The organism is Selenomonas sputigena (assembly GCF_026015965.1).
In the GTDB taxonomy this organism is placed as follows: domain Bacteria; phylum Bacillota; class Negativicutes; order Selenomonadales; family Selenomonadaceae; genus Selenomonas.
In genome coordinates this window covers 634,040-660,313 of the sequence record NZ_CP110383.1, presented here as the reverse complement: position 1 = coordinate 660,313, position 26,274 = coordinate 634,040, and the positions used below count along the sequence as shown (strand labels likewise).

The 26,274-nt window shown below is 54.9% G+C and carries 30 protein-coding genes and 2 other RNA genes; 5 read left to right on the top strand and 27 right to left on the bottom strand.

Features of this window, described 5'->3' with window-relative positions; genetic code table 11:
• Positions 1-147: 147 nt before the first annotated feature.
• The 15 genes from OL236_RS03200 to OL236_RS03130 all read right to left on the bottom strand — a co-directional run bounded on the left by OL236_RS03200 (position 148) and on the right by OL236_RS03130 (position 9,645).
• A complete protein-coding gene (locus OL236_RS03200) occupies positions 148-3,066 on the bottom strand; it encodes a DUF927 domain-containing protein (RefSeq protein ID WP_265071287.1) in 2,919 nt (972 codons plus the stop codon).
• A gap of 48 nt (positions 3,067-3,114) precedes the next feature.
• A complete protein-coding gene (locus OL236_RS03195; protein ID WP_265071286.1) occupies positions 3,115-3,516 on the bottom strand; it encodes a VRR-NUC domain-containing protein in 402 nt (133 codons plus the stop codon).
• Positions 3,494-4,894, bottom strand: coding sequence for a DEAD/DEAH box helicase (locus OL236_RS03190; RefSeq protein ID WP_265071285.1), 1,401 nt, complete (start codon positions 4,892-4,894; stop codon positions 3,494-3,496). Before OL236_RS03190 ends, OL236_RS03195 begins: the two co-directional genes overlap by 23 nt.
• Positions 4,895-4,905: 11 nt before the next feature.
• Entirely contained in the window at positions 4,906-5,454 is a 549-nt protein-coding gene (locus OL236_RS03185; RefSeq protein ID WP_265071284.1) for a single-stranded DNA-binding protein, read from the bottom strand.
• Between the two features lie 12 nt (positions 5,455-5,466).
• Positions 5,467-6,177, bottom strand: a complete 711-nt coding sequence (locus OL236_RS03180; protein WP_265071283.1) for an ERF family protein — start codon at positions 6,175-6,177, stop codon at positions 5,467-5,469.
• Positions 6,141-6,647, bottom strand: coding sequence for a siphovirus Gp157 family protein (locus OL236_RS03175; RefSeq protein WP_265071282.1), 507 nt, complete (start codon positions 6,645-6,647; stop codon positions 6,141-6,143). The genes OL236_RS03180 and OL236_RS03175 overlap by 37 nt, the downstream gene beginning before the upstream one ends.
• 11 nt (positions 6,648-6,658) lie before the next feature.
• Positions 6,659-7,006 carry a hypothetical protein gene (locus OL236_RS03170; RefSeq protein ID WP_265071281.1) on the bottom strand — a complete coding sequence of 116 codons (348 nt, stop codon included), beginning with the start codon at positions 7,004-7,006 and terminating at the stop codon, positions 6,659-6,661.
• A gap of 88 nt (positions 7,007-7,094) precedes the next feature.
• Entirely contained in the window at positions 7,095-7,637 is a 543-nt protein-coding gene (locus OL236_RS03165) for a hypothetical protein (RefSeq protein ID WP_265071280.1), read from the bottom strand.
• Between the two features lie 6 nt (positions 7,638-7,643).
• Positions 7,644-7,775, bottom strand: coding sequence for a hypothetical protein (locus OL236_RS03160; RefSeq protein WP_265071279.1), 132 nt, complete (start codon positions 7,773-7,775; stop codon positions 7,644-7,646).
• Complete coding sequence (locus OL236_RS03155) at positions 7,772-8,140, bottom strand: DUF4406 domain-containing protein (protein ID WP_265071278.1); 369 nt, start codon at positions 8,138-8,140, stop codon at positions 7,772-7,774. Before OL236_RS03155 ends, OL236_RS03160 begins: the two co-directional genes overlap by 4 nt.
• A complete protein-coding gene (locus OL236_RS03150) occupies positions 8,137-8,448 on the bottom strand; it encodes a helix-turn-helix domain-containing protein (protein ID WP_265071277.1) in 312 nt (103 codons plus the stop codon). The genes OL236_RS03155 and OL236_RS03150 overlap by 4 nt, the downstream gene beginning before the upstream one ends.
• Positions 8,449-8,603: 155 nt before the next feature.
• Positions 8,604-8,667: hammerhead ribozyme type II (locus tag OL236_RS03145), an RNA gene on the bottom strand.
• A 1-nt stretch (position 8,668) separates the two neighbouring features.
• Positions 8,669-8,863, bottom strand: a complete 195-nt coding sequence (locus OL236_RS03140) for a hypothetical protein (protein WP_265071276.1) — start codon at positions 8,861-8,863, stop codon at positions 8,669-8,671.
• A 304-nt stretch (positions 8,864-9,167) separates the two neighbouring features.
• Complete coding sequence (locus OL236_RS03135; protein WP_265071275.1) at positions 9,168-9,374, bottom strand: hypothetical protein; 207 nt, start codon at positions 9,372-9,374, stop codon at positions 9,168-9,170.
• A 70-nt stretch (positions 9,375-9,444) separates the two neighbouring features.
• Entirely contained in the window at positions 9,445-9,645 is a 201-nt protein-coding gene (locus OL236_RS03130) for a helix-turn-helix transcriptional regulator (protein WP_265071274.1), read from the bottom strand.
• A gap of 138 nt (positions 9,646-9,783) precedes the next feature.
• On the opposite strand from OL236_RS03130, the gene OL236_RS03125 reads away from it, so the two are divergent.
• The 4 genes from OL236_RS03125 to OL236_RS03110 all read left to right on the top strand — a co-directional run bounded on the left by OL236_RS03125 (position 9,784) and on the right by OL236_RS03110 (position 13,132).
• On the top strand, positions 9,784-10,464 hold the full coding sequence (locus OL236_RS03125; protein ID WP_265071273.1) for an XRE family transcriptional regulator: 681 nt from the start codon (positions 9,784-9,786) through the stop codon (positions 10,462-10,464).
• 26 nt (positions 10,465-10,490) lie between these two features.
• A complete protein-coding gene (locus tag OL236_RS03120; RefSeq protein ID WP_265071272.1) occupies positions 10,491-11,201 on the top strand; it encodes a hypothetical protein in 711 nt (236 codons plus the stop codon).
• 270 nt (positions 11,202-11,471) lie between these two features.
• The gene (locus OL236_RS03115) at positions 11,472-11,744 is read left to right on the top strand and encodes a hypothetical protein (protein ID WP_265071271.1); all 273 of its coding nucleotides are present in this window, start codon (positions 11,472-11,474) and stop codon (positions 11,742-11,744) included.
• Between the two features lie 116 nt (positions 11,745-11,860).
• Entirely contained in the window at positions 11,861-13,132 is a 1,272-nt protein-coding gene (locus OL236_RS03110) for a tyrosine-type recombinase/integrase (RefSeq protein WP_265071270.1), read from the top strand.
• A gap of 319 nt (positions 13,133-13,451) precedes the next feature.
• Here the strand turns inward: OL236_RS03110 and rlmD are convergent, their stop codons facing one another.
• Complete coding sequence (gene rlmD / locus OL236_RS03105; RefSeq protein ID WP_265071269.1) at positions 13,452-14,828, bottom strand: 23S rRNA (uracil(1939)-C(5))-methyltransferase RlmD; 1,377 nt, start codon at positions 14,826-14,828, stop codon at positions 13,452-13,454.
• 33 nt (positions 14,829-14,861) lie between these two features.
• Complete coding sequence (locus OL236_RS03100; protein WP_265071268.1) at positions 14,862-15,521, bottom strand: HAD family hydrolase; 660 nt, start codon at positions 15,519-15,521, stop codon at positions 14,862-14,864.
• 421 nt (positions 15,522-15,942) lie between these two features.
• Between OL236_RS03100 and OL236_RS03095 the strand changes: the two genes are divergently transcribed.
• Positions 15,943-18,129 (top strand): EAL domain-containing protein, encoded by a 2,187-nt coding sequence (locus OL236_RS03095; protein WP_265071267.1) that lies wholly within the window; start codon positions 15,943-15,945, stop codon positions 18,127-18,129.
• 140 nt (positions 18,130-18,269) lie between these two features.
• Here the strand turns inward: OL236_RS03095 and ssrA are convergent.
• The 10 genes from ssrA to ylxM form a co-directional block, all read right to left on the bottom strand.
• Positions 18,270-18,622: a transfer-messenger RNA gene (gene ssrA, locus OL236_RS03090) on the bottom strand.
• 110 nt (positions 18,623-18,732) lie between these two features.
• Complete coding sequence (gene priA / locus OL236_RS03085) at positions 18,733-21,141, bottom strand: primosomal protein N' (protein WP_265071266.1); 2,409 nt, start codon at positions 21,139-21,141, stop codon at positions 18,733-18,735.
• A gap of 110 nt (positions 21,142-21,251) precedes the next feature.
• Complete coding sequence (locus OL236_RS03080) at positions 21,252-21,854, bottom strand: 3D domain-containing protein (RefSeq protein WP_009646398.1); 603 nt, start codon at positions 21,852-21,854, stop codon at positions 21,252-21,254.
• 90 nt (positions 21,855-21,944) lie between these two features.
• Positions 21,945-22,700, bottom strand: a complete 756-nt coding sequence (gene trmD / locus OL236_RS03075; protein ID WP_265071776.1) for a tRNA (guanosine(37)-N1)-methyltransferase TrmD — start codon at positions 22,698-22,700, stop codon at positions 21,945-21,947.
• Positions 22,690-23,199 (bottom strand): ribosome maturation factor RimM, encoded by a 510-nt coding sequence (gene rimM / locus OL236_RS03070; protein WP_264919815.1) that lies wholly within the window; start codon positions 23,197-23,199, stop codon positions 22,690-22,692. Before rimM ends, trmD begins: the two co-directional genes overlap by 11 nt.
• Positions 23,192-23,599: a YlqD family protein gene (locus OL236_RS03065; protein ID WP_009646489.1), complete on the bottom strand. Its 408-nt coding sequence runs from the start codon at positions 23,597-23,599 to the stop codon at positions 23,192-23,194. The genes rimM and OL236_RS03065 overlap by 8 nt, the downstream gene beginning before the upstream one ends.
• 111 nt (positions 23,600-23,710) lie before the next feature.
• On the bottom strand, positions 23,711-23,938 hold the full coding sequence (locus OL236_RS03060) for a KH domain-containing protein (protein ID WP_006191831.1): 228 nt from the start codon (positions 23,936-23,938) through the stop codon (positions 23,711-23,713).
• Between the two features lie 70 nt (positions 23,939-24,008).
• Positions 24,009-24,284 carry a 30S ribosomal protein S16 gene (rpsP, locus tag OL236_RS03055; protein WP_006191829.1) on the bottom strand — a complete coding sequence of 92 codons (276 nt, stop codon included), beginning with the start codon at positions 24,282-24,284 and terminating at the stop codon, positions 24,009-24,011.
• 74 nt (positions 24,285-24,358) lie between these two features.
• Positions 24,359-25,729, bottom strand: coding sequence for a signal recognition particle protein (ffh, locus tag OL236_RS03050; RefSeq protein WP_265071265.1), 1,371 nt, complete (start codon positions 25,727-25,729; stop codon positions 24,359-24,361).
• Positions 25,719-26,087, bottom strand: a complete 369-nt coding sequence (gene ylxM / locus OL236_RS03045) for a YlxM family DNA-binding protein (protein WP_037370306.1) — start codon at positions 26,085-26,087, stop codon at positions 25,719-25,721. The genes ffh and ylxM overlap by 11 nt, the downstream gene beginning before the upstream one ends.
• Between the last annotated feature and the right edge of the window lie 187 nt (positions 26,088-26,274).

Here is a 26,274-nt window from a genome sequence, read left to right as displayed (position 1 = left end):
ACATAGGGTAAGGGTATGCATCTAGTATATATATATTATGAGGGAACTGTGGGAACTCTCTCTTATATATACCGCAAACCCTTGCAAAACCTCGATTTTTCCAGTTCCCACAGGAGTTCCCACAGAGTTCCCATAGTTCCCGCAAATTCATAACAAGCGCTCCTCTCTTTGTGGAATCTGTACGACATGAATCTTCGCCCCACCATAGCTGACCCTCTTCGTAAATCTTCGCCTGCCCTTTTCGGGCGTCGAGCAGATCAGCCCGGTCTCGGCAAGCTCTTTTAAAAACTTGTTGGACGCAAACCCCGCCCCATCGAGCGCATCGCGCAGATATATCGGATAGACGTTGATATAGCCGTTGCGGATGAAGCCGTATTCCGGCGACAGTTTGGCGCGCGCTTCATAACCGTTGTCATTGCTGAAATGCTGCCAGTTACTCACAAGCCACGCCTCCACGAAGTCCCACGCACGCTGCGTATCGGATATCTCGATCCTCGTCGGCAGCTCCGCCATGATGGCGGCAGCCATATCGTACGCCTCCTGCTGCGCCGTCTCGGACGGCTCGCCGAAAAGCCACAGGCTCGAAAGCATGTCCGCGATGGCGACCGTCGCCACGTTGTCGATGTGCGGCTCGAAGTGCTCGGGATAATCCGTCCGAAGCCTTGCGATCAGCGCCTGACGCGCCGCAAGAATCTCCGCATACGCCGTCGACGCCTCCTGCAGAAGCCGCTCAACAAACGCCCTGCCGGCAGTGCCGTGCTGCTCCTCATCCATCGCATAGACCATCTTGGCGACCATCTCCGGCAGTACGGGATAGACGTTCAGCTCAATGAGGCGCGTCTTGACGCCCTGGATGCTCGACTCCTTTGACAGCGGCTCCTCGCCCGACGCCATCGCGATCGTACGCCATGTGGCGGTCTTGCGGATGCCGAACTTGCTCGCACGCACCTTGCCATGACCGCCCTCAAGCATATAGACGAGACTCTCCAAGGATTCCTGCTTGTTGTTGCCCATCATGACCTGGCGCTCATTGATGACGAGCGGGAAATCGTTGCTGTACTCGGCGGCGCGCTCAAGCCCGTTCGTCGTCCCGTAGAACGATTTCATGAGTCGCTTCGGATTGCCCCAGACCGAGAGCGCGAAGCGCTGCGCCGCCGTCTTGCCGCCGCCCGACGTGCCCCAGAAATAAATCATGAAATTGCGGTTCTTGCAGATCTTGAGGAGCGGAGCGGCGAACGCCGCCGCCAAGGCGAAGCGGGCGAACGGATGAAATCGGATCGCCTCGGCCGCCCGCTTCCACTCGTCAAGCGTCCCGCCCTGCGTGAATGCTGCAGAGAGCTCGCCGTCGTCGTCCATGTCGACGCGGTACTTGCTCGACGAAGGGATGACAAACTCGGTCAATCCATCGGGACGCCAGCCAATCTTTGACACGGCATGGACGAGCGGAATGTCCGGGTTGGCGGCTTCGAGCACCTGCAGGTATTTGACCAGGTATTTCGCCGCCTCGCTCGACGTATTGAGACCGCGATCGGCGAGCGCAAGGATGCCGCGTGCGGAAAACACCTCCGAACGCTTGCATACCGCGTGCATCCAACGGCCGTAATAGCGGAAGGAAATCTGCACCTTCTCCGCCTGCGTGTCGATGTTGTACTGCTTTTCCGAGATGATGACAGGAGCACCTGCAGCGAGCCGCTGCACCTCTCCCGCGTCCGTCATCCGCACCTCGTATATGCCGTTCGCGCTGTAGGAAAAATTCGGCGGCACGATGAGATCGAGCGGCGTGTCCGGCAAGATCGAGCGCGTCGTCACATCGCCGAGCCTTTGCCCTGCTTCTGCGGCGCCGCCCTCGACCACTGAGAGCCCAGCCTGCTTCGCCTGCATACGCTTCACTTCGCGCTGCAAATCATTCAGATTGACCCTGCCCTTGCAGCGTTCCTTGAAGCGTGCATATTCCAAGCCGTTTTCTCGATTGACGAGCGCGAGCGCCCCAAGGATTTCCTCATTCAGCGTGTTTTCGACATCCGGCAACGTAATTTCACGAATCTTCGCGATCGCCTGCGGCACCTTGCCGAGCGACCACGCGCACGGCGATTTTACGCCGGGGCAGTCGGAGCAGCCTTGAAAGCCCAGTTCCGTTTTGATATGCGTGCAGGTCTGCGGTTGGCAGTCATCAAGATAGTGCGTGAGCTTCTTCAGCGTTTCTTGCTCATTGTACTTATCGCCGAGCCAATCCCTGACGAGCGGCACGATGAGATCCTCACCGCCCACGCCGCGCATGAGATTCGTGCAGGCGGCCTTCCAGACCGGCTCCGGGAGCGTCTTATAGTTTTGCTGGAAATGCTGCAGGAAGGCGCAGTTTGCGAGCATCAGCTTCGCGTCGCCGTCAGTCTGCCGCCGCTCGAATTTTGTTTTGCGCACAGCCTTCGATGCGGCTTCTTCGACGGGCGGCAATATGTCAAAATCCTCGGGATTGTAGAGTCGCGCCGCATCGTATTCGACAACCTCGCACGCCACGGGCGCTCCCTTGAAATTCATCGTTCCCGGCAGGCGCAGCACGCGCGCGAGATCCGTCGTGTTGTCGACCGTCCAGCCATGCGCATCCGCATTCGCGCGGACGACGTACTGCAGGCGGCGCAGGAGATCGACTGCCTCGGAACGCTCAGCATCCGTCGTCGTCGGCATCGCCTCTCTCATGACATAATAGGCGTGGATGCCGTGCCCGCTCATGACGATCGCCGTCGGATCGATCGCGCCCGGCAGGAGCGCACGCGCCGACGCATAGTCCGGCGGCAGGTTCTTCGCGGTATGTCCCGCGCCCGCGATGTCGATGTCTACCCAGAGCGCAGGGATGGCGATGATGTCCTCGTTTTTCGCGCGTTTATTCGACGGATATTCTCCTGCAGATATACCGACTGAGAAAAACATGTCCCGACGGTAGGCGGCACCCTCTTCGTGCGCCATCCGCGTCATGGCGTCCAGCTGATCCAGGGAAAAGCTGACGGTCTGCTTCTCCGGCAATTTCCACAGATAGGTATACCCTTCGGCGCTTTGATAAAGCAGCTCCAAAAACTCCCGTGACTCCAACCCCTCGCCCCCTTTCGCCCATCATGCAGTTCAAGGCTTTTCCTCAAGCACGCCGATCGCCTCGTCGGCAGAGTGAACGATGCCGCCGCGAGCACCCAGACTCTGCAGATGCTCGATCATGCGCTCCTGCGCCTTCATCACACGCCCGCCCGGGCGCTTCACTTCGAGGAATACGAACATGGCGACTTCCTTTCCGACCATATCTTCCGTGATCTTCACCTTTTTCAGTCCGAAGAGATCGGGAAAGCCGATGGGCAGTCCCGTCGTAAAGGGACGCGCTTCATGCAGCGTGATCATGTCGTCCGAGCAGACGACCTTCTTCCCTGTCCATGCCTTGCCGACATTCGCGCGGAAAAGCGTCGTTGCCTTGCTTTTTCGTGTCACGGCCAAACGAATCTCATTTTGTATCTCATGCTCGGTTTTGTTTGCCATTCTCTACCGCTCCTCGCTCAATATGTTTGATGTCAGCCATGCGGCTGACCCAGCGCATGGAATAGCCGCGCTTTCTTGCAATCTCCTCAAGCTCGGCGATTGTCCGCGCACGCCCGACCTCCTGCCTCTTTTTTTTGCGCCGCAGTTCTTCGATCTTGACCAGTTCGCCCTCTTTTTCTTTGATTGTGCGCTCCGGCGCCTGCATGACGCAGCCGCAGCGCGGGCAGGTGCGCGAGCCTATGGGCATCGCCGCGAAGCACGCGGGGCAGACGCGGATCGGCGCCTCGCGCATCTGACGTTTCTTCTTCTTGACTTCCAGACTCCATTCGTGATCCTCGTCGGGCAGTCCGTGACGGAACACATTTCCCACGTGGTCGATGATGACGGCACGCTTTTCCGGATTGTCTGCATCGGGACGCATGGCGCGCATCGCCTGTTGGATATAGAGCGTCAATGACGCTGTCGGCCGCGCGAGTATGACCGCCTCCATCTTGGGCACGTCGAACCCCTCGCCGAAAAGCTCCGCATTCGTAAGAATCTGAATCCTGCCAGCACGGAAATCCTCGATTGCCTGTGCCCGCTCCCTGCGCGGCGTTTCCCCGTCCACATGCACGGCGCGGATGCCCGCCTCCCGAAAAAGCCGTGCAATATGCTCCGAATGGGCGCGGTTGATGCAGTAGCAGATCGCGCGTTTGTCCCGTGCATACTGCTGATAATTCTTGACGATGCCGCCGATGATGTCCGCCGAGTCCATCTGCTCCATGAGGTCGCTCTGGACGAACTCGCCGAACTTCACCTTGGCACGCGAACTGTCGAACTTCGAAGGCGGTGCATAGTAAACATACGGGCTGAGATTCCCCAGCCCGATCAACTCCTTGACGCTCGGCCCCAACACGAGCGACTCAAACACATCGCCGAGCCCGCGTCCGCCGATGCGCTCCGGCGTCGCTGTCACGCCGAGCACCTGCGCCCCCTGCCACTCGCCGAGGATGCGCAGGTAGGTATTGGCTATGACGTGGTGGCATTCGTCGCAGATGAGAAAATCCGGTGCAGGCACCTCGCCCAAGCGATGCACGAGCGTCTGAACGCTCGCCACCTGCACCGGCAATGCGTACTCCTTCGCCACTCCCGCTGCGATGATGCCATGTCGTATGCCGAGCGCCGTAAATGTCTTAGACGTCTGCTCGATAAGCTCCTGACGATGCACCATGAAGATGGCGCGCCGTCCGGCAAGTGCCGTGCCGCGCGCCATCCACCCCGTCATGACCGTCTTGCCCGCGCCGCAGGGAGCGACGGCCAAGACGCGCCGCCGTCCTGCAGAAAATTCGTAGCCGACATCTTCAATCCACTGCTCCTGATAAGGTCTCAGGGAGAACATTGCGACTCACCTCAATACGGTACCGACTGATACTGTGGCGCAGCGGGCGGCATCGCGGCAGCTGCAGGAGGTGCGCCCCAAGGTGCTGCAGCCTGTGCCTGTGCAGGAGGCGGCGCCTGCGGTGCCTGCCCGGCATACCCTGCGGGTGCCGTGGGCGGCTGATACGCATAGCCGCCCTGCTGAGGCGGCGCTGCCTGCTGTGGCGGCGCATAACTCCCCTGCGCCTGCTGCTGGCTCTCCGCCTGCGTATCGACAAAATCAAAGCCGTTCAGCGTCACATTGACATTCGCGTGCAGACTGCCGTCGTTCTTGCCCTGCCATGCCGAGATGTCCTGCACCTCGCCATGGACGACGATGCGGCTGCCCTTATGGAAATACTGGCAGATCGTCTCGCCCGTCTTGCCGAACGCCGTCACATCGACGAAGACCGCCTTCGCCTTGCCGTCATTTCCCTTGGCGCGCACATTCGTCGCCACGGTAAATGCCGTGAAGTTCGCACCGCTCTTGCCTGTCTTGATCTCCGCATCGCGCGTCAATCTGCCGAAAAAAGAAACATTCATTTTACATCCTCCTCAAAAAGGTATTCCATCATCAAGTGTCATTGCTGCATACTGCGGATTTCCCTTTTCCGCCTCGCTCTTGATATAGGCAACCTGCTCATGCAGAATCCTCTCGTAGAGCAGGGAATTAGCCGGGCGCTTGTTGCGGGCGGCATAACTGTTGATATATTCCTCTATGCCGCTCGTATCCCAGCCGACGAACGCCCAGAGCCGCTCAAGCTCCGTCTTTGGGTCGGCGTCCGTGTTCACAACGAAACTCCGCGTCTCCTGCCCTTTGGGCGCGGCCTGCTGCACTGCCTGCTTCGGATCGCCTGTTGTCGCCTCCAATACGTCGGCCTCGACAAGCTCGAAGGCGATCATATAGAGATAGCGGCGCTCGTACGTCAGTACCGCACCGAGGTTTTGAACCGGATGACACGCCTTGAGCTGCGCCTGACTCATCGGAATGGAAAACTCCAAGCTCGCATCCTGCTTCTCTGTATCTTGGATTATCAGCAATGCCGACGTCCCGTCACTTGACACGGTGAAAATTGGCGTCACCTTGTGCTTTTGGCAAAGCTCCTGAATCTGCGGCAGAAAGTCCGCAAGCTCATAGTAGCTGTAGCCTGCATAGGTGTTCTTTTTGCCCTTCTTGATGCCTTGCTTTGCCAGCTCCACGCGCACCGCCTGCAGCTTCTCATAGATGTTCACTGGATTCTCAGCCCCCTCGTCTGCGTACGCCATGCGCCCGGCACTTCAACATTCGCCTTGAGGTCATCCTTCACGCGGTCGATGTTCAACTCCAAGTGCTCCGGCACCACGTCGAAATACTTTGGGGGTATCTTGTCGCGCTGCCAGAGTTCGTGCGGATAGGAGTGCGGATTGTTCTGCACGCGCATCGTGCCGAACTCCGTCGCGACCTTGCTCTTGCCCATCGCGTCAAGATTCTTCGCGTACCACATCTTGATAGAATCGATGCGGTTCTTCAAAAACCGCGCCTGCGCGGTGAGTCGCGTCGCCTCCGCCTTCATGCCCGCGTGCAGCGCCTCAAGGTGGCGGATCAGCCCGATGCCGTTCTGGCACTTGACTGTCAGCTCCGCCTCGATCGTCTGCAAGCCATCCTCCAAGACGTTGAGATCCATCGTGTCGTCGAGCGCAAGGTCGAGAATGTTGTTGAACCCGCTCGACAAATCGAAAAGTGTCTGTTTTGCCATGCTGTACCTCCCTATATTGCGGTGATCTCTTTCAAGATCATCCGAAGCTCGCGGATAAGCTCGATCATCTGCGGAATCGTCGTCTCCAGCGCGTGCATCCGATCGAGGCAGGCATCGGCTGCCTGCCGATACGCATCCTGCTTGTACTCGTGGATCGGATCGCTGTCCTCCTCCTTGCGGTAGGGACGCAGCGCCCGCACCCCGTCGACGGGATCCACATCAATGAAGCCGCGCGCCTTGAGCCGATGCTTGTACCGAGTCACCTGACGGCGCTCCCAATCCAGCGCCGTCATAACCTCATCCGTCGTCGCCTTCGGATGCTCTGCATAATACGTATACAACTTCTCACAATTCGTCATTGACATAACCTCCCTGATTTGCTACATTGGAGGTGTAATCTGTAGGTCTCCAATGGAGCAGCCTGTATCGCGTCCCTTGCGGTGCAGGCTATTTCTTTTGTTTGATGAAAATCAAGCGATTGTCTTGCTTCCACGTGTGTTTTGTAATGTCTTGGCTTTTCCGTGCCTTTTCTGCTCGACGTTGTGCAATGTCGTAGTGCTTTTTGCAGAACTTTTTATCGGGCAGGGCGGGCTCGTTACAGCAGCAGCAAAGCCCCTCGGAGAAATCCGTCTTCACGCGCCTTGTGTTGTACCGCTCAAAGTTTCTGCGCCTTTCCTTGAGCAGGCATTCTATGCAGTGCGCCTTTCCTTTTGCTGCTTTCTTTCCACAGATTACGCACAGCCCTAGGTTCTTGCGCTGCTCCCTTTGCGCGCGACTCCGTTCTCGTGTCTGCCGTATGATTTTCTGCCGTTTCTCCGCGTCCAGTGAGCCCCAGTATCTCTTGTTGTGCACACTCTGCTTTTCCGCGCACTCCGCGCAGAGTGTCTTTCCTGGTTCAGCATCTTCTTTGCCGCATTTCACGCAAACACCGTGCTCTTTGCGCCAGTGGTACGTTTCTCGTGCGTACTCGCGTTTGGATTCTTGGCTCATCGCCCATCACCCCACCGCATCAACAGCGGCGTCGACGGTTGGGCAATACTGCTCGATCTCCTCCGCTGTGAGTCCCCGACGTCGATCGGCGTCACAAAAGATCTCGATAAGCTCCTGCATGCGTGTTGTCTCTGTCATAAGACTACCTCCTCGAACTGCGCCTCGATCTCGACGCGCATCCACATCTTGATGTAGGCATCCACTCCGTACCAGCGCGGTAAGCTCAACCGTTGTGCCACCTGTGCTTCGATGCGGCAGCCCGTGCTCTTTGCCCAGTCGCCACAAAGCACGATACCGTCGCATCGTGTGAGTTCGCCCAGGCAGTGCGCCATGATGCCGGCGTAGGACATCGCTGCAAACTGTTTCGAGTCGGACAGCCTGCCGGCGGGATTGTAAAACGCCGTCTGCGGCGTTGCTTTGCGCAGCAGCTCCTCCGCCCGCAGCGCACGTTCGCGGTTCTTCTCCTCGTCGCCTGTGTACGGATGCGCCAAGTATATTCTCATACCACACGTCTCTCCTCTCGTTCGATGGGAACCGGATTCCGAGGATCTTCCAGATCCATCCCCTCCATCTCTTCCATCCAGCGCTCAAGCTCCCGCCGGCGAACCTTCATGCCGTTGAGCTTGATCCCTCGGATGATACCGGACTGAACCAGCATATTTGCGTAATTCTTGCCGACGCCGAGCACCTTGGCGACCTCGATCACCGTCAGGAGTTCGTCTGGTGTTTGACGCTCCCGCACCACGGTCATTGCTCTTGCCGCACGCTCGATCGCACTGGCGATGACACATTCCATCGCTGCGATCTCCATATCCCTGCACCTCCGATCCGTTGATTTAGCCTCACACAACGCTCAGCCGTCCGACGATTTATTGTTGCAGTATCACCTCCATAAAATTTACAGGAATACGCCCTGCACGGTTTTGACTAACGTCCCATGCGTCCGCGTGCATCTATGCAGGGCGCTTCTGCCTGCCTCATCAGCGCGGGTAGGCAATCTCCCGCGGACGCCCTTGCGGGCGTTTCGGCTGTTATGCGCTCCGAGCTTCAGTGGCGAAATCCTCTGCCTCTTTGCGGCTTTCAAACCAGTCCTTGTAGATGTCCTTGCGCCGCGTCGACGTGCAGGTGTTTTTGGGCATCTGCTCCGCCTCCATGGATTCCGTAACCGCTGCCGTCATGCGGCCACGGTCGTCAACAGATGATGTAACACAGTAGTAAGTTTTCATGGTGTAAATCTCTCCTTTTCTATTCCCTATATTTAGTATCTATATTTGATTTCCAATACAATATGTAGTATAATTTGCATAGATACTAAATAAAGGAGGTGAATCTGCATGGCAAAGTCGAATAGTAGCAAGGTAACCTCTGCTCGCGCGGCAAGTGTAGCGTCCAAGGTGTTGCGCGACGGACGCACCAGCAAGGCATCTAAGACCGCTGCAGGAAGTGCACTTTCACAGCGCCCCGCGCGCGGCAAGAAGTAACCTGCCATAAGATTTCCAAGAGGTAGAGTGTGACCGCACTCTACCTTTTTCATTCGCTGAAGAAAATTTGCCACACCTCGTCTTTTGTGAGTGGTACCGTTCGCATGAGCATATGAATCTCATCAATGCGGAACGACCTTTCGCGAAGCCTTCGCTGGAAGGCATCTCGTGATACACCGAGCGCTTTGCCTGCAATCTCATTCGTCAGTCCGTGAAACTTCAGCGTTCTCCGCAAAAGATCGACATCTACCTGCACGCCGCATCCCTCCCCCTCTCTACGCCGCCCCGCTGGATCGCGAGGATCAGCGTATAGAATTAGATTCTAGTCAGATCCCAAAAAAAATCACATCAATAGGCATTTCATACACCTTAGATATGCGTTTTTGATAACGTGGTTGAACGCGATCTGGATTACGTTCCCACTTTATAAGAGTGTCTTTTCCCACTCCCAAAAGCTTTGCAGCCTCCAACAACGTGAGATTCGCGTTTACACGAGCTGCTTTCAGGGATATCTTGGGGAACAACATAATCACCTCCCGTTTCTTTTCTGATATCAGTATAATAGAATTAGATTCTAGTGTCAAGAATATTTTTCTACATTTCTATATTTATATTGCAAAAACTAGAATTTTATTCTATACTTAGGCTATGGAGGTGTACAAGCGATGTCTCTATCTGACAAGACGCTAAAAGCGCGTGATCTATTTAGCGAACGCCTTAGAAAAATGCTTAAAGAGCACGATTTAAATCAAAATGAATTAGCAAAAATCCTCAATGTTTCCGAAAGTACCGTAGGAAAATGGGTGTTGGGAAAATCTATGCCGCGAACAATGGGACTTATCCAGCAGATAGCCGATTACTTTGATGTAGGGAAAAGCTATTTTCTGGAAGACACTCCAGCAGAAGAACCAGCAGCTCTCCCCTCCTCCGCCTATCGTTATGTGCCTGCCTCGGTCGCTGCAGGAAGTCTCACTACCATCGAAGGACTGACCGATCTGCCGCTCGTGACCGTTCCCGATTGTATGCTCGGGCGGTACGCACGTAACAAAAACATCATTCTTATGCCCGTCAACGGAGAGAGCATGAACAACGTCATCCGTAACGGCGCAATCATTGCCGTGCTCACAAAAATCGAGCTGCCGCAAATTAAGAATGGCGATATTGTGGTCGTCAGCAATAACGGCGATTACACGGTCAAACGATTTTTCAACGACAAAGAGCGCCAAGAGTTCATCTTCCGCCCTGACAGCAGCGATATGTCCTATCGTGACATCGTTTTCAGCTACGACAACTGCGAGGACTTGCAGCTCGTCGGTAAGGTCGTTATGTATAATGTGACGTTGTAATATTAATATTGGAAAGGATGATTTTTATGCATAATTTCTTTTATGCGGTTTATCTCGTGTGTTTGATTATGCTACTCATATCCCTAGTGAACCCTGCATGGGGAACATTTGGAAAAAAACCTGAGTGGAAGCGAAAAAAGATCTCTGTCATCTATCTTATTGCAACAATCATATTTGCAATCCTTCTTACCATAACCAAATCAAATAACGTATCCTACCCTACTACTAGTGAACAACACGTTGTAAACAATACGAAAACCGAAGCACAGACTCCCTCAAATAAACAAGCAGAAGCCGAAAAGAAAGCACAGGCTGAACAGGCAGCAAAAGCCAAGGAAAAGGCCACCTCTGCGATAAATCAAGCAGTAGGGGACACAATAGCCGAATTCAAGAATCCACAAAACTACCCACTGGTAAAAGACCTCTCTATCAAGGTGGATCATGACAAAAAGGAAGTCACGATGGCTCTTGTTGTGAATCCAGCGACCAACAAAAAAGCCGCACTCGATATGGCGGACACACTGATAAGACGATACTCCTCCAATGTCGTTATCCACGACAGCTCATTTACCATGCCAACAAAAGATTCCTACGGTAGTCTATTTGATACGTATAACATCTCGATCGGGGTCGCACCTGCGCAATACGTAGGCGACCGCTCTAAATGGCTTTACGATCAATACATCACTGCGGGAATGCACACCAAACAAGGCCCTGACTGGAAGAACGCAAAATAGGATCGAGCGCTCTCTTCGACATCAGCAGGCGTGCCAGAGGGAGTGCCAGAAGTAGAAAGCCTTGACATGTTACTAAAAGCCGTGTAATATATGTGTATAGATTGGGCTTGACTCCCAAATAATACCGAAATGTTACGGCGTAACACAAAAAAGGCTTCTGCTTTAGCGGAGGTCTTTTTTTGTTATAACTATGCACTCCTGACAGACGACGATATTCCCTTCTAGTGGTATTACCGCCACATATATAATGTTAGATAGGAGAATGTAACAATGACAACACATGCACTCATATTGACGGATTTTCATTTTGAAAAGAAGCATCCGCACACTATCTTTTTTGACTGTATGCTTGCTGGTTCCGTTTCACACCTAAAAGCCGAATACACTGGCGCAGAGTTTAAGTTTGACTATATTTCACCAGAAATAAACAAGAAGCATTACGATATAGTTTTAGCTTTTTTAAATGAACACTATGGATATGGCCCATTTGAACGAAAGAAAGTAAAAGAAGCTTTGAAAGAACATTTTCAGATAAGATATTAAAAAAACCGCCCGGAGCACCACCTCCGGACGGCTTAGCATAAATGTGAGGCTAATCACATCTACCCACGAATATATTATATGGGATTAGCCTCCGATTTTCAAGGGAGGCTTTTATTATGGCAAAAAAATCGAACAATCCCCTCGATCACGTCCGCGTGAAGCAGCGCGGCTCCTCTTGGTCGTACTATTTCGAGAAAGCGAAAGTCGGCGGCAAACGTTGTCGCGGCGAATGTGGCGGGTATGCCACAGAGCAGGACGCAAGGCTCGCAGGCGTCGAAGCGTACAACGCATACATCGGCGCCGGCACCAAGAAAAACGATGCCAGCATCAGCTTTGCAGACTACTTGGATATCTGGTATGAACGTACGCGCCTTTCCGCGCGAAACAACACATTGGAGCTGCGCGAGAAGAACATCCGACTGCACATCAAGCCGGCACTCGGCGAATACCGCCTCTCTTCTCTCACACCGGCCATCATCGACCAATTTGTTCAGCAAAAGCGCAAAGACGGATATGCTTACGAAACGGTCAGCCGAATCCTCAGCAACATCTCCACGGCTCTCGACTATGCAATATACCCAATGGAGCTGCTGCGCGAAAACCCTGCCCGGCTTATCAATGTGCCGGGCAAAGAATTCGCCCCTCTCAGCCAACGACAGCCGCGGCGTCGTATCGAGGACAACGAACTCGCTATGATTTTTCAGCGCCATCCCTTTGGCACGACATTCCACATGCCGTTCATCATCGGGCTGTACTTCGGTACGCGGATCGGCGAGACGATCTGTCTCTCGTGGGATAACTGCGATCTGCAACGCATGACACTCGCCATCACGCAGCAGATCCAGCGCCTCGCCATGCGGGGCAAGCACAGCCTGCACTATGTCTGCGACCTGAAGACCGACAGCAGCTGCCGAACACTCTCTTTCGATGCACAGGTCATCCTTCCGCTCTTTCAGCGATGGAAACGTCAGCAGGCGGAAAACGAACTCTACTACGGAGAGGATTATTTCTATAACTACATCGTCCCCGCAAAAGATTATCAGGGGCGCGACATCAAGAAGATTGTCTCTTTGGAAAAAGGCTATCCCGCCCCCGGGCCACGCATTGATATCATATGCACGCAGCAGAACGGCAAGTACATCAAACCCTGCACAATGAGCTATCAATGCAAGCGAATCCGTGAACTCGGCGTCCATAATTTCGACTTTCACTGCATGCGGCACACGAATCTCACCATGCTCGGCGAGTCGCAAGCGGCACCGAACGACATCATGGCGCGTGCGGGACACTCCGATTACGACACGACGCTCCGCTACATCGGAAACCGACAGGAGATGCAAACCATACCAGTGCGGATCATATCAAGTAAAGTGAAAAATGTTCTGTAAAACTCATGTCTCCCATTCGTCTCCCGCAAAAGGTTGGGAGACGAATGGGAGACATTTCACTACATCGGGAGACAAGACGCGCCGAATCCCCTAGTAAAATAAGGCTTCTACTCAGCGTTTCGCCATTCGGCCCGGATACCATTGGATGATGGGTATATCTCTCGCTACATCATTTTTTATCATTATACATATTCCCTTCGACCCTTGATTTTACTGAGTTCTTGCATCATGCGCCTAGGTACAAAACAAAGAAATCACGATTTATCGCTATCCATGTCCGTATTTTGGAGTGCAGTCAATTCGATTTGAAGCCTTTTCTTTACAGCAAATCTTTCCTGATAAGTTTCGTGAGCGTTTCCACATGCGATGTTTGCGGAAACATATCGACCGGCTGTATTTCTTTCGCCATATATCCCAATGTCGCCAAGAATGCCATATCCCTTGCCAAAGTTGCGGGATTGCAAGACACATAAACGATTCGGTCGGGGTGCATGGCGGCGAAGGTTTTCAAAACGGTTTCCGTACAGCCAGCGCGCGGCGGGTCGACGACGATGACATTGGGATGAACGTTTTCGTGATAGAGGCGCGGCATGAGCTTTGTGGCGTCGCCGACGAGGAACACCGTATTTTTTATGCGATTGTCACGCGCATTTTTCTTCGCATCATCGATCGCGGGCTTGACGATCTCGATGCCATAAACACGATGCGCCTTTTGTGCGAGGAAGAGCGTGATCGTACCTGTGCCGCAGTAGGCGTCGATGACGGTTTCCATTCCATTGAGGTCTGCATATTCGAGAGCCTTCTCATAAAGAACGGCGGCCTGTTCCGTATTGACTTGGAAAAACGACCGTGCGGAGATGGAGAAGTGCAGTTTGCCGATGCGGTCAGGGATCGTCGGCTTGCCCCAGAGAAGTTTTGTCTCGCGCCCCAATATGACATTATTGCGGTACGTCTGAATATTTTGCTGCACGCTCCTGAGGTTTGGCACGCGCTCCTTAAGAAACCGTATGATTTCTTTCGCCTTAGGCAAATCCTTCGTCGCTGTGACGAGCACGACCATCGCTTCGCCGTTTTCCCCAATACGGCCGACGACGTGGCGCAGGATGCCTGTGTGACGATCTTCATCATAGATGGGAATACGCAGACGCTCGACGACCTCGCGCATGACGTTGACGATGGTGTTGTTACCTTCCTTTTGAATCCGACAGTCCCTCGTATCGATAATGTCATGCGAGCCTTTGGCAAAGCAGCCGATGACCGTCTTCCCTCGCTTCCTTCCTACGGGAAACTGCATCTTGTTGCGATAGAACCACGGCTCTTTCGCACCTAAAACGGGCAGCACCTCGATACCGGGAAGCCTTCCGATGTGCTCGACGGCATCGACGACCTGCTGACGCTTCCAGTGCAACTGCCCCTCATACGACAGGTGCTGAAGCTGACAGCCACCGCAAAAGTCGTAAATCGGACAGGCGGGGGAAATGCGCCGAGGACTTTTCTCCAAGATTTCCACGAGTTTTCCGCGCGCATACGTTTTCTTAACCTCGTCGATACGCACGAGCACGCGCTCGCCAGGCAAAGCGCCAGGCACAAATACAGTGAAATCGGCGACACGCCCCACGCCCTCGCCGCTCGCGCCAAGGGTCTTGATTGTGATTTCATATTTTTCGCCCTGTTGCACGGGAATTTCTTTTCTCATTGCTTCTCTTTCCTTCAATCGTCCGATAGCTATTCAAAACTCCACTTTTTCCAAGAGCTCCAACGGTGCTTTGAGCAAGACCTTCGCGCCGCTTTTCACAAGTTCCTCTTCGGGACGGAATCCCCAGAGGACACCGACAGGCAAAAATCCCGCGTGCACAGCGGTTTCCATGTCAACCGAGGTGTCACCCAAATAAGCCACCTCATCAGGCTTCACGCCAAGGTGTGAAGCGATTTCCAATGGGGTCGCAGGATTGGGCTTCTTCGGAAAACCCGGGCGATCGCCGAGCACTTCTTCAAAGGTACCAGGTGCAAAAAGAATCTTCACGATGGTCAACGCCGCATCATTATGCTTGTTCGTGCAGACTGCCAAGGGAATGCCACGACTCTTCAATTCTGCCAGAAGTTCCCGTACGCCATTGTAGGGACGCGTTTTTTCCAGAAGGCGCTCCTTGTAGATCGCCTTGTATTTCACGAGCGCTTCCACAACAAATTCGGCGGACGCCGCCTTATCCCTCGGCAAGGTACGCTCCATGAGCTTTTTCGAGCCATTACCGACGAAATAACGGTACTGTTCTATCTCATGTGTCGGAAAGCCGTAACTTTCCAGCATGAGATTCACGCTGTCCGAAAGATCAGCCAAGGAATCAACAAGGGTACCGTCTAAATCAAAGATCACAGCTTTATATTGCATAGGTATCACCTTTCTGCTATTGTCGAACTATTGCTCTTTTTTTATTCGCGAAAAGCTTCTTTTTCCCTGCATGAATACGCGGTTGATCGAAAACACACACCAAAGTCCATCGCACTGCTTTTAAAAACGAAGTGCGATTCAAAAATTCCAAAACATGAACTTTTTTCCTATAAACAATAGACGAATAGTGAGATTTCATGTATAATAACATCATATAGTAAAGGGAGCTCTGATAAACGAAGTCTGTCAGATCGGTGAAGATTTGTCGATGCAGAGCAGGCAGAAAAGATGCATCCAGATGGCTGTACTAAATTTATCAGCAATTCCCAAAAACGCTACAAAGGAGTTGGGAAGAATCATGAACTCCGTTTTGGAATGGCTTGATGAATTCTGTGAAAAAAGCGAACTTTCTGCGGCTTTTTTGAAAAAGATCGTCGATACGGAAGAATCTGACGAAGGCATCCACTCGCTCTTTCAGTATATGGGCGATATCTTTGCATTGCATCGTATCATGATTATCGAACCCTTGGATGAGCGCTCTACGCCCGCCTACACTTGGAGTTCAAATGATATGGAACCATACAGGCAGCCTGAGGGCGACCTCGTGCGCGCTGCTGTCGCCTTGACGTATGATCAATTGATGAACGGCAAGTGCATTCTCTATAAGGATACGCAGACGATTGCTGCTAAACACCCTCTTGCCAGCCAGTGCTTCACCTCGCTCGGTCTTTACTCCCTATCCGCTGTCCCCCTCTTCAAGGATGGCGAACCATCAGGCATCATCATCTCCGATGTTCCTGATTGGGAAAAAGTTCGTTATCTCACAGCAGCGTTGTACCTTGTCGGGCGCTTTGCAATGCGCATCATCCGCATGAGGGATCTCTTGCGCAGCACGGGCGGCGTTGCTGCAGAAATCGATGCCGATGCCGACAAGGGAGCTCTCTCCACCTTCCTTCGAGAGAATCGCTTCGACTTCCCAAGTTTCCTCGATTCCATTGAACTCGCCGACCAATACATCTACTTCGGCGACATGCAATCGAACCTATTCTACATCAACGACCAGATGCGCGAAACTTTTGCTTTCAAGAGCAACGTTGTCAAGAACTTTCTCAAAAAATGGGAAAGTCGAATCCATCGTCCCAATGATCTCGCCACATACAGAGCGGACATTGCCGACATCATCAAAAGCAAGCGCGATACCCATGATCTGCGCTACCGTGTGACCGATCATAAAGGAAACGAGTTCTGGATTCGTTGTTGCGGCATCCTCAAATGGGATTCGACACGCGAGAACCCCCTATTCTTCTCCGGCAGCATCTCGCGCCTCGCACTCGATTTTGTCGTTGATCCCATCACAGGATTTGCACGCGAGAAAGGCGCGGAAATCAAATTGCAGGAACTGCAGAAGGAATATCCTTCCCTTTCCTTCATAGGCTTCCGCTTGAACAACTTCCGCGAAATCAACGAGATGCACGGCCGAAGCCATTCCGACGCACTCCTCAAGGACATCGCAGCCGGGCTCACGAACCGCTTCCGCGACGGTCTTCTGATCTACCGCCTCGACGGTCTGCGCTTCCTCGCAATCCTTTCGCCCAGCATCACTGAAGATCCGAGGACGATACTCGAATTCATCAGTTTGACGGTGAGGAATCTCTATGCCATCTACGGTCTTGCTGTGCAAACGCCCTCTTCTCTCGCCTTGATGGAGGACATACCGAGCGATACGGCATGTGATGAGATCATAGCTAACATGCTGAGCCTCTTGGATCTCGCAAAAGAATCCCCCGATGAGCCTTATGTTCTTTTCTCCTCAAAGAATCTCGAAACGCGCAAAAACCTCAGCCGTTTCCTGCTCGCCATCAATGAGGATGTCGAGCACGGTTGCGCCAACTTCCGCACGGTCATCCAGCCAACAGTCACCACCGACGGTTTCGGCATCGTCAGCGGCGAACTTCTGTGCCGCTGGTCCCACGAGGGCACGAACATCTCACCCGCCGTATTCATCCCCATCTTGGAGCGCACTCAACAAATCCGCGCTGTCGGACGCTGGATCTTCGAACAGGCAGTCATCCATGCCAAGCGCATACGCCGTACGAATCCAAATTTTTCCCTAAACTTCAACGTCAGTTATCATCAAGTGCTCGACCCCGACTTCCTGCCCTTCATGCGTCAGACCCTTGTCCGTCACGAAATGGACGGCAAAAATCTCGTCGCAGAACTCACGGAAACGAACTACAACGAAAGCCCCGCCACTTTACAGACCTTCATTGAAGCGTGCCGCGACCTCGGCATTCGTCTCGCGCTCGACGACTTTGGCACAGGATATTCCTCCTTGGAACTTCTCTTGAAGCACCCGTCCGACATCGTAAAGCTCGATCGCAGCTTGATGAAAGAAATGGCATATTCCAAAAACAGCAGCGACTTCATATCGAGCATCGTCTACTCCTGCCATAAGTTTGGCAAAAAGGTCTGCGTCGAAGGCGTCGAGACAGATCAGGAACTTCAGACCGTCCTCGAAGCGGGCTGCGACTACATCCAAGGCTTCTACTTCCACCGGCCGATGGAGATTTCTGATTTCTTTGCCCTGTTGGAAAAGAAAAAGAAGTAGAATGCCCATGAATGAACAGAGGGACTCTCCCCTACACGTCGATCACTGAAGCCGATGTACAAACACGAAAAGAGGACGTCTGCGGTACGAATGCCGCAAGCGTCCTCTTCTTTATTTCAGCGGCTCTGCCGCTTTTCCTCTGGTGGAGACGAGGAGAATCGAACTCCTGTCCGAAAGCATCGTTTCATCGGCTTCTCCGAGCGCAGTCTGTGTTTTTATTTAAGAATCCAGACGCCCGCAGACAGGCTTCCGTCATCCGATTCCGCAAAAATTTCCCTTTTGAGCCTGCGAAAATCAACTCTCAGGTATCCCGCAGTTGTCCTCTTATCCGCTCAGGCGGGAGCCAAGCGGACAGAGGCTGGCGTCAAGCCGCCAGAGCGTAGTCTTCGTTTGCTTTTATGTTTAAATAAAAGTTTCACCTTGCTGACGGGATGGTGAACCCCCGGCTCGCTGCCCATGCACCATCTACCCTCGTCGAAACCTTTACGTCCCCGTTGGCATGCACATGAAGCGCTCGCTGAAAAGACTTTCAAAAGCCCGTCCAGCTTGGATGTATAGTATACTGCCTTTGAAGAAATTTTGCAACAAGTATTTTTGCATGACTCACATCGTCATGATTGGATCGACGTCGATGAGCACATCGTTTCTCTTATCCAGCCCCTCGCCGCGCAGGAACTCCCTCACGGCGGCAAGATCCGCCGTCTTGATGAGAAGCACGAAGCGATGGATGCCGCGAAACTGGGCAATCAGGGCGGGCGCAGGACCAATGATCTGCTGCCCTTCCCTGCCTGCGAAGGCAGCGAGGAAGTTTTCCTGAATGCGGCACGCTTCCTGACGCGCCGCCTCCTCTTCCCCATGCTGCACGATAAGCTTGACGAGACGGCTGAACGGCGGGTAGAAAAGCTGCTCGCGTATAGCGATCTCCTCGCGATAAAAGGCCTCGTAGTCCTGCTTGAGCGCCGCCTGCACCGCATAGTGCTCGGGGCTGTAGCACTGCACGACGACTTGTCCTGGCGCCTCGCCCCTGCCTGCGCGGCCCGCCGTCTGCGTGATGAGCATGAAGCAACGCTCCGCCGCGCGGAAATCGGGCACATTGAGGCTCGCATCGGCGCTGAGGATGCCGACCGCCGTAACGCCCGGGATATCATGCCCCTTGGCGACCATCTGCGTGCCGAGCAGGATGTCGTACCTCTTCTCGCGAAACGCCGTGAGAATTTCTTGGTGCGCGAGCTTTCGCGCCGTCGTGTCCCGGTCCATGCGCACGACACGGGCTGTCGGCACGAGCGCCTTGAGTTCCGCTTCTAGCTTTTCCGTGCCTGAGCCGAAGTATTTGATGTAGGGACTCGAACATTCGGGGCACAAAAGCGGCACGGCCTGCTCGATGTCACAGTGATGGCACAGGAGCCTGCCGCTGCGATGATAGACGAGCGGCAGCGAGCAGGAAGGACATTTGACGACGGCACCGCACGAGCGGCACATGACGAAGGTCGAGAAGCCGCGACGGTTCAACATGAGGATCATCTGCTCCTTCTTCGCCATCGTTTCCTCGATGAGCTGACGCAGAGGCGCGGAGATGATCGTGCGATTGCCGCGATGCAGTTCTTCGCGCATGTCTACACATTCGACATGCGCGAGCGGTCTCGCACCGATGCGCTCTGGCATCGAAAGCAGCGTAAACTCGCCGCAGCGCGCGCGATACGAAGTTTCAAGAGACGGCGTGGCGCTGCCCAAAAGCAGTACGGCGCGATGCAATTTCGCCATGACCTCGGCGATAGGACGCGCATGGTAGCGCGGTGCCTCGTCCTGCTTGTAGGACATATCCTGCTCCTCGTCGAGGATGATGAGTCCGACGTCCTCGATGGGCGTAAAGAGCGCCGAGCGTGCACCGATGACGATGCCCGCCTCCCCGCGCCGCACGCGGAAGATCGCGTCGTTTCGCTCGGCAAGGGAAAGCTGGCTGTGCATGACGACGATGTCCTCGGGAAAAGATCCCTTGAAGGCGAGGACGATCTGGCTCGTCAGGGCGATTTCAGGAACGAGCACGATAACCCTGCGCCCTTCCCTGCGCGCGGCCGCCGCCGTCTCGATATAGACCTGAGTCTTGCCGCTTCCCGTCACGCCCTGCAAGAGGAAGCCACGGTGCTCGCGCCGCCCGATGTAAGGAAGCACGGCATCGACCGCCGCTCTCTGCTCTGCCGTCAGGTCGACCATCGCCCCGACGCCCGTCACATCTCCGTAACTGTCGCGCAGAACGCGCCGCTTCTCGCTCTTCACATCGCCCGCTTCGAGTACCGCGCGAAGGACAGCGGCGGAAAATCCTGCCTCGCGCAGGGCGGCATCCGCCTTTTCCCCCTCTGCGGCAAGGAGCTCCAACAGACGCTTCTGCGCGTGCCGCCTTCGATAGCGGGAGAGCACCGCCTCATCGAGCGGACGTGCAAGCGACAGGACATTCTCATAACGCGCCTTGTCGCGCTGCTGCGCCCGATAGAGCTTTCTCACCTGCTTTTGCTGCACGAGCTTTTCCAAGAGGCCGGGAATCTCGGCGGCAAGCGCAGGAAGCGCCTTGCGAAGTGCAGAAAGCCGCATGACGCCATTTTCACGGAGGCAACGGAAAACCTGCTGCGCCGCGCCCGTCAAAGACGACTCTTCCCCCTCTTTTGCCTCATACTCGACCTCGATCTTCAAGCCGCTCTTGCCCGGCATGAAGAGCCGCATCGCCTCAGCGGGCGAGCACAGGTAGAAGTCCGCGATCCGACATGCCGTTTCCAGCATCTCGGACGTAAACCATGCCTCTTCGTCGACAACAGAGATGATCGGCTTCAGCTCGTAGCCTGTCCGTTCCCCTTCGTCCTCCCGGACAGAGACGACGAAACCCTCGACCCTGCGCCCGCCGAAAGGCACGAATACGCGCCAGCCCGCCGCAAGGAAAGACATCTCGTCGGGCACAGCATAGCTGTACGCCTTCGCTATGCTCTTCACGGGAATATTGACAAAGACTTCCGCCCTTCGCAAAATTGCTCTCCTCCCACAAGAAAAAAGGCTTCCAGCGCGAATCTTTCACGCCGAAAGCCTGCCTTTCCGATGCTCTGCCGCCATCATGCTGCAAAAACAGCAAACGCTTCTCAATCCATGATGAAGATCTCGATGGTCTTGCGGCCGAACTGAATCGCTTCTTCTGCCGTCTCAAAAGCGATGTCGATCGTATTGCCGCGAATCGCCGAACCGATGTCCTCAGCCACCGCTTCGCCGTATCCCGGAATAAAGACGCGCGTGCCCATCGGTATGACCGCAGGATCGACAGCGATCACACCCTTTCTCACCAAGGTTCCGCTTGCCGTATGACTTGAAAGGCCGGGATCGAAACGGCTGTACGCTGACGCCGACACAAGCAGCGAACGACCGCCGCCGCGGCTCACAGGAGTCTCGATGACAGGCGGCTCCTCACCGCCCGAGAGCGCCCTGTACGTCATCTGTCCGCAGATGCCGTCGGCATCCAAGCCATTCTCCTGCTGGAACTTCGTGATGGCAGTCACCGTCTTCTTGCCGCATACACCGTCATCTTCTCCATCCGCAAGATAGCCGCGCCCGATCAGCAGCTTCTGCACGGCACGAACGCTGTCGCCCCGCATGCCTTCCTTGACAAGGAAGCCGCTGGCAAAGGCTGCAGCACTCGACAAGAGCAGGCAAATGCAAAGGATGGACGAAAAAATCACCATTTTTCTCAATAGACGCCACCTCACAGAAAAGCTGATTTTCCTACGAGGACTATTATAGCAAAGAAACGATACTCCGTCAAAGCTTTCCTTTAGCCCTGACTAATCTTTCTCACAATTCTCTTCCTGTGCCATAAGATTCGCCAAATAGGCTTTCTCTCGCTCCGTCAGCTGCACGCCCTTCAAAAGCTCTGGTCGCCTTTCGCGCGTGATGCGCAGCGATTCTCTGCGACGCCAGGCGCGAATCTTCGCATGATCGCCAGACAGAAGCACCTCGGGCACTTCCATTCCCTCGAAGATGCGCGGCCTTGTGTACTGCGGGAACTCCAAGAGGCCATCGTAGAAAGAATCCGTCGGTGCAGATTCCTCCGAGCCGAGGACGCCCGGGATCATGCGCGCCACGGCGTCGACGACGACCATCGCGGGCAGTTCGCCGCCCGTCAGCACGAAATCGCCGATGGAGATCGCTTCATCCGCCAAATGCGCATGGATGCGTGCGTCGAATCCCTCGTAATGTCCCGAGAGGAAGATCAGCTGTTCCTCTTTCGCCAGTTCCTTTGCCTTCGCCTGGGTGAACGTCTCGCCGCTCGGGCACAGAAGCACGATGCGCCGCCGCCTCAAAGCACTGTTCGCCACGATCGAGCGCACGGCGCGAAACATCGGCTCAGGCTTCAAGACCATGCCGCTGCCGCCGCCGAAGGGCGAATCATCGACCTGCCGGTGCTTGTCAAAGGCAAAGTCCCGCAGCTGCGTCAGACGTATGTCGAGCAGCCCCTTCTCCCTCGCACGCTTGATGATGCTCTCACCGAACACCGCCTCAAACATCGCGGGAAAGAGCGTCACGATGTCAATCCGCACGGTCTTCCAACTCTTCCTGCAAGTCGACACGCAAAAATCCTCCGGCGATGTCGATCTCGCGCACGACCTTCTTCAGTGCCGGCACGAGCAATTCCGCGCCGTCGGGCTTCTTCACCACATAGACGTCATTGCTGCCCGTCTTGAGGACGTTCGTGACCTCACCAAGCCTTTCCCCTGCCATATCGAGCACTGCGAGTCCTATGATGTCGAACGTGTAGAACTCGCCCTCAGCGAGCGGCGCGGCATCTTCCCGCGCGACGCGCAGAAGCTCGCCCGTCAATTTTGCCGCCGCCTCGCGCGACGTGCATTCAGCGAGCGTCAGCAATACGAACTGGCGATGGTAGTGAACGTGCTCGACGTGGAAAACGCGCTCGCCGATGAAGACCTCGCGCAGGGACTCGAAGCGCTCGGGAAAATCCGTCAGCGGTATCACGCGCACTTCGCCCCGAAGGCCGTGCGGTGCACCCGCCTTGCCTATGACGACGCGCCCGTCAGCCACGAATCGCAACGACCTTGTCGTCCTCGACGAGGACTTCGACGTTCATAAGCTCGCGCATGTTCGAGCCAACCTTCAGCTCCGCCGTGCGCTCCAGTGTGCCCTGCACGATTTCAGCACCGATGGCGAGCTTCTTCGTCTCTTCGAGCTTCGCTTGTGCCTGCTCCTTGAAATCCATGCGCTTTTGACGCTCAATGGCGAAGTGCTGACGCGCCGCCTGCGCACGCTGGATGTCCTGCTGCGCCGCCTCAGAGACGATGCGCTTCTCCTCAATGCCCATCTGCTGCAGTTCGAGATCAACCTTCTGCAGACTGTCTTCCAGCTCGTCAATGATGCGCTTCTTGAGCTTTTCTGTCAGCTTCGCCTTGACCGTGCAAGGAACCTTCACCTGAATGCTGTCCATATTCTCTCTCCTTCATCGAGCGCATGGATGAGAGGCAACACCGTCACCTCATCCGTGCGCCTAAAGAAATAGCGGCAAGAACCCCCGAAGGGAATGCTGCCGCGTAGTTCACTAATTGATGTCGACCTTGACTTTTTTGTTCTCGCGGGTACCGGCGGCCTTGGCAACCGTGCGGATCGCCTTCGCAATCCTGCCCTGCTTGCCGATCACCTTTCCCATATCGTCCGAAGCGACATGAAGCTCGATCAATGTCATGCGGTCTTCCTGCTTTTCGTCGACAACGACGTCTTCGGGATGATCGACCAACGCCTTGGCGATGATTTCAACGACTTCCTTCATGCTGATCCTCTTTTCTCAAGAGAAGCTGCGGGAGGCGGCTTTTCACGCCGTCTCCGTCGCCTCGTCTCGATCAGTTCTTCGAGCGCTTCTTCTCATCGAACTTCGCCATGATGCCCTTCTTGCTGAAGAGCGAGCGGACGGTATCCGTCGGCTGTGCGCCCTTGCTCATCCAATCGATGGCCTTGTCTTCATCGACATTGATGACGGCCGGCTCCTTCGTGGAGTCGTAGTTGCCGAGGATCTCGATGAAACGACCGTCGCGCGGCGAGCGGGAATCCGCCACGACGATGCGATAGAACGGGTTCTTCTTCGCACCCATGCGGGTCAAACGAATCTTTACTGCCATGTTTTCACCTCCTTTAAAGGATAATTCTTTGTCAGCCGCGACGCATCGCAGCCGACGAATCTTCCATGAGCCGATCAGTGCATGAACGGCAGCTTCATGCCGCCGAGGCCGGGGAATCCCTTGCCCTTCTTGCCTCCCTGCATCTTCTTGACCTGCTTCATCATCTTCTTCATTTCGTTGAACTGCTTCAAGAGCTTGTTCACATCCTGCACGCGCGTGCCGCTGCCGAGCGCGATGCGCTTGCGGCGGCTGCCGTTGATGATGGAAATGTCCGCGCGTTCCTTCGGCGTCATGGACTTGATGATCGCCTCGATGCGGCGCACTTCCTTGCCGTTGAGGTCGATGTCCTGTCCCTGCAGCTGCTTCTTGAGCCCGCCCATGCCCGGAATCATGCCGAGGATTTGCTCAAAGGAGCCGAGCTTTCGCACTTTCTGCATCTGTGCGAGGAAATCGTCGAGCGTGAAGTCCGCCTTGCGCAGCTTCTTCTCCATCTTCTTGGCTTCTTCCGCATCGAACGTGGACTGCGCCTTCTCGATGAGGGAGAGCACGTCGCCCATGCCGAGGATGCGCGACGCCATGCGATCGGGATGGAAAGGCTCAAGTGCTTCAAGCTTCTCGCCCATGCCGACGAACTTGATCGGGCAGCCCGTGACTGCCTTGACCGACAGCGCCGCACCGCCTCGGGCGTCGCCGTCGAGCTTCGTCAAGACGACGCCGTCAATGCCCAACCCCTCGTTGAAGCTCTCGGCCACATTCACGGCGTCCTGACCCGTCATAGCATCGACGACGAGCAGGATCTCGTGCGGCTTGACGTCCGCCTTGATATCCTTAAGCTCCTGCATGAGCTTCTCATCAATGTGCAGACGACCCGCCGTATCGATGATCACGACATCGTTGATGTGCGAACGCGCATATTCGATCGAACTTCTGGCAATCGTCACGGCATCCGTACCCTGCGGCATGGAAAAGACGGGGATGCCAAGCTGCTCGCCCAACACCTGGAGCTGCTTGACAGCCGCAGGTCGATAGATATCGGCCGCGACAAGCAAAGGCTTCTTCCCCTGCTTCTTGAGAGAAAGGCCGAGCTTTCCCGCCGAGGTCGTCTTGCCCGCGCCTTGAAGTCCCGCCATCATGATGACGGTCGGCGGCACAGACGAGATATTGAGGCGGCTCTGCGTGCCGCCCATGAGTTCCGTAAGTTCCTCGTCGACAATCTTGACGACGACCTGCGCTGGTGTCAAGGTGTCGAGCACATCCTGCCCGACGGCACGTTCCTTCACCTTCTTGATGAAATCCTTGACGACCTTGAAATTGACGTCGGCTTCGAGGAGCGCCATGCGCACCTCGCGCATCGCCTCGTTTACGTCGTCCTCCGTCAGCTTGCCATGCCCGCGCAGCTTTTTAAACGTCTGCTGCAGGCGATCCGCCAAGCTTTCAAAAATCATGCTGTACCTCCCGCTGCGCCCCTAAAAGACGCGAAATCCGCTGCAAGACCGCCTCTACGGCGACATCGTTCTCTTCCGTGCGCAGCTTACGAATCGCCTCGCCGATCGCCGCAAGTTCCTCGTGCTCTTTGGCAAGGCGCCGCAAGAGGCCGAGTTTTTCTTCGTAGCCTTCCAGCGCCTGCTCCGAGCGATGAATGATATCGTAAGCGGCCTGCCGCGAAACTCCGACCGCTTCGCCGACCTCCGCGAGGGAGAAATCGTCGAAGAGATGAAGTTCCAGACAGCGCCGCTGCTTTTCTGTGAGCAGCATGCCGTACATGTCGAACAGTTCCGCCAGATGAAAGAGTCTTTCGAGCATCACTCCACCCGCCTTCCTGCAAGGCACGTTTCCAAAACGGACATGCGCAGGGAAATCTCCCCTGACTAGGCTATTATAAGCAAGGTGATGCATCCTGTCAAGTTTTTTCCTTGGCAGAAAGATAAGATTTTTCTATCCTTGATACGTTGACGATGAATCAGTGTATCATTTCCCTGTAAATCTAAGT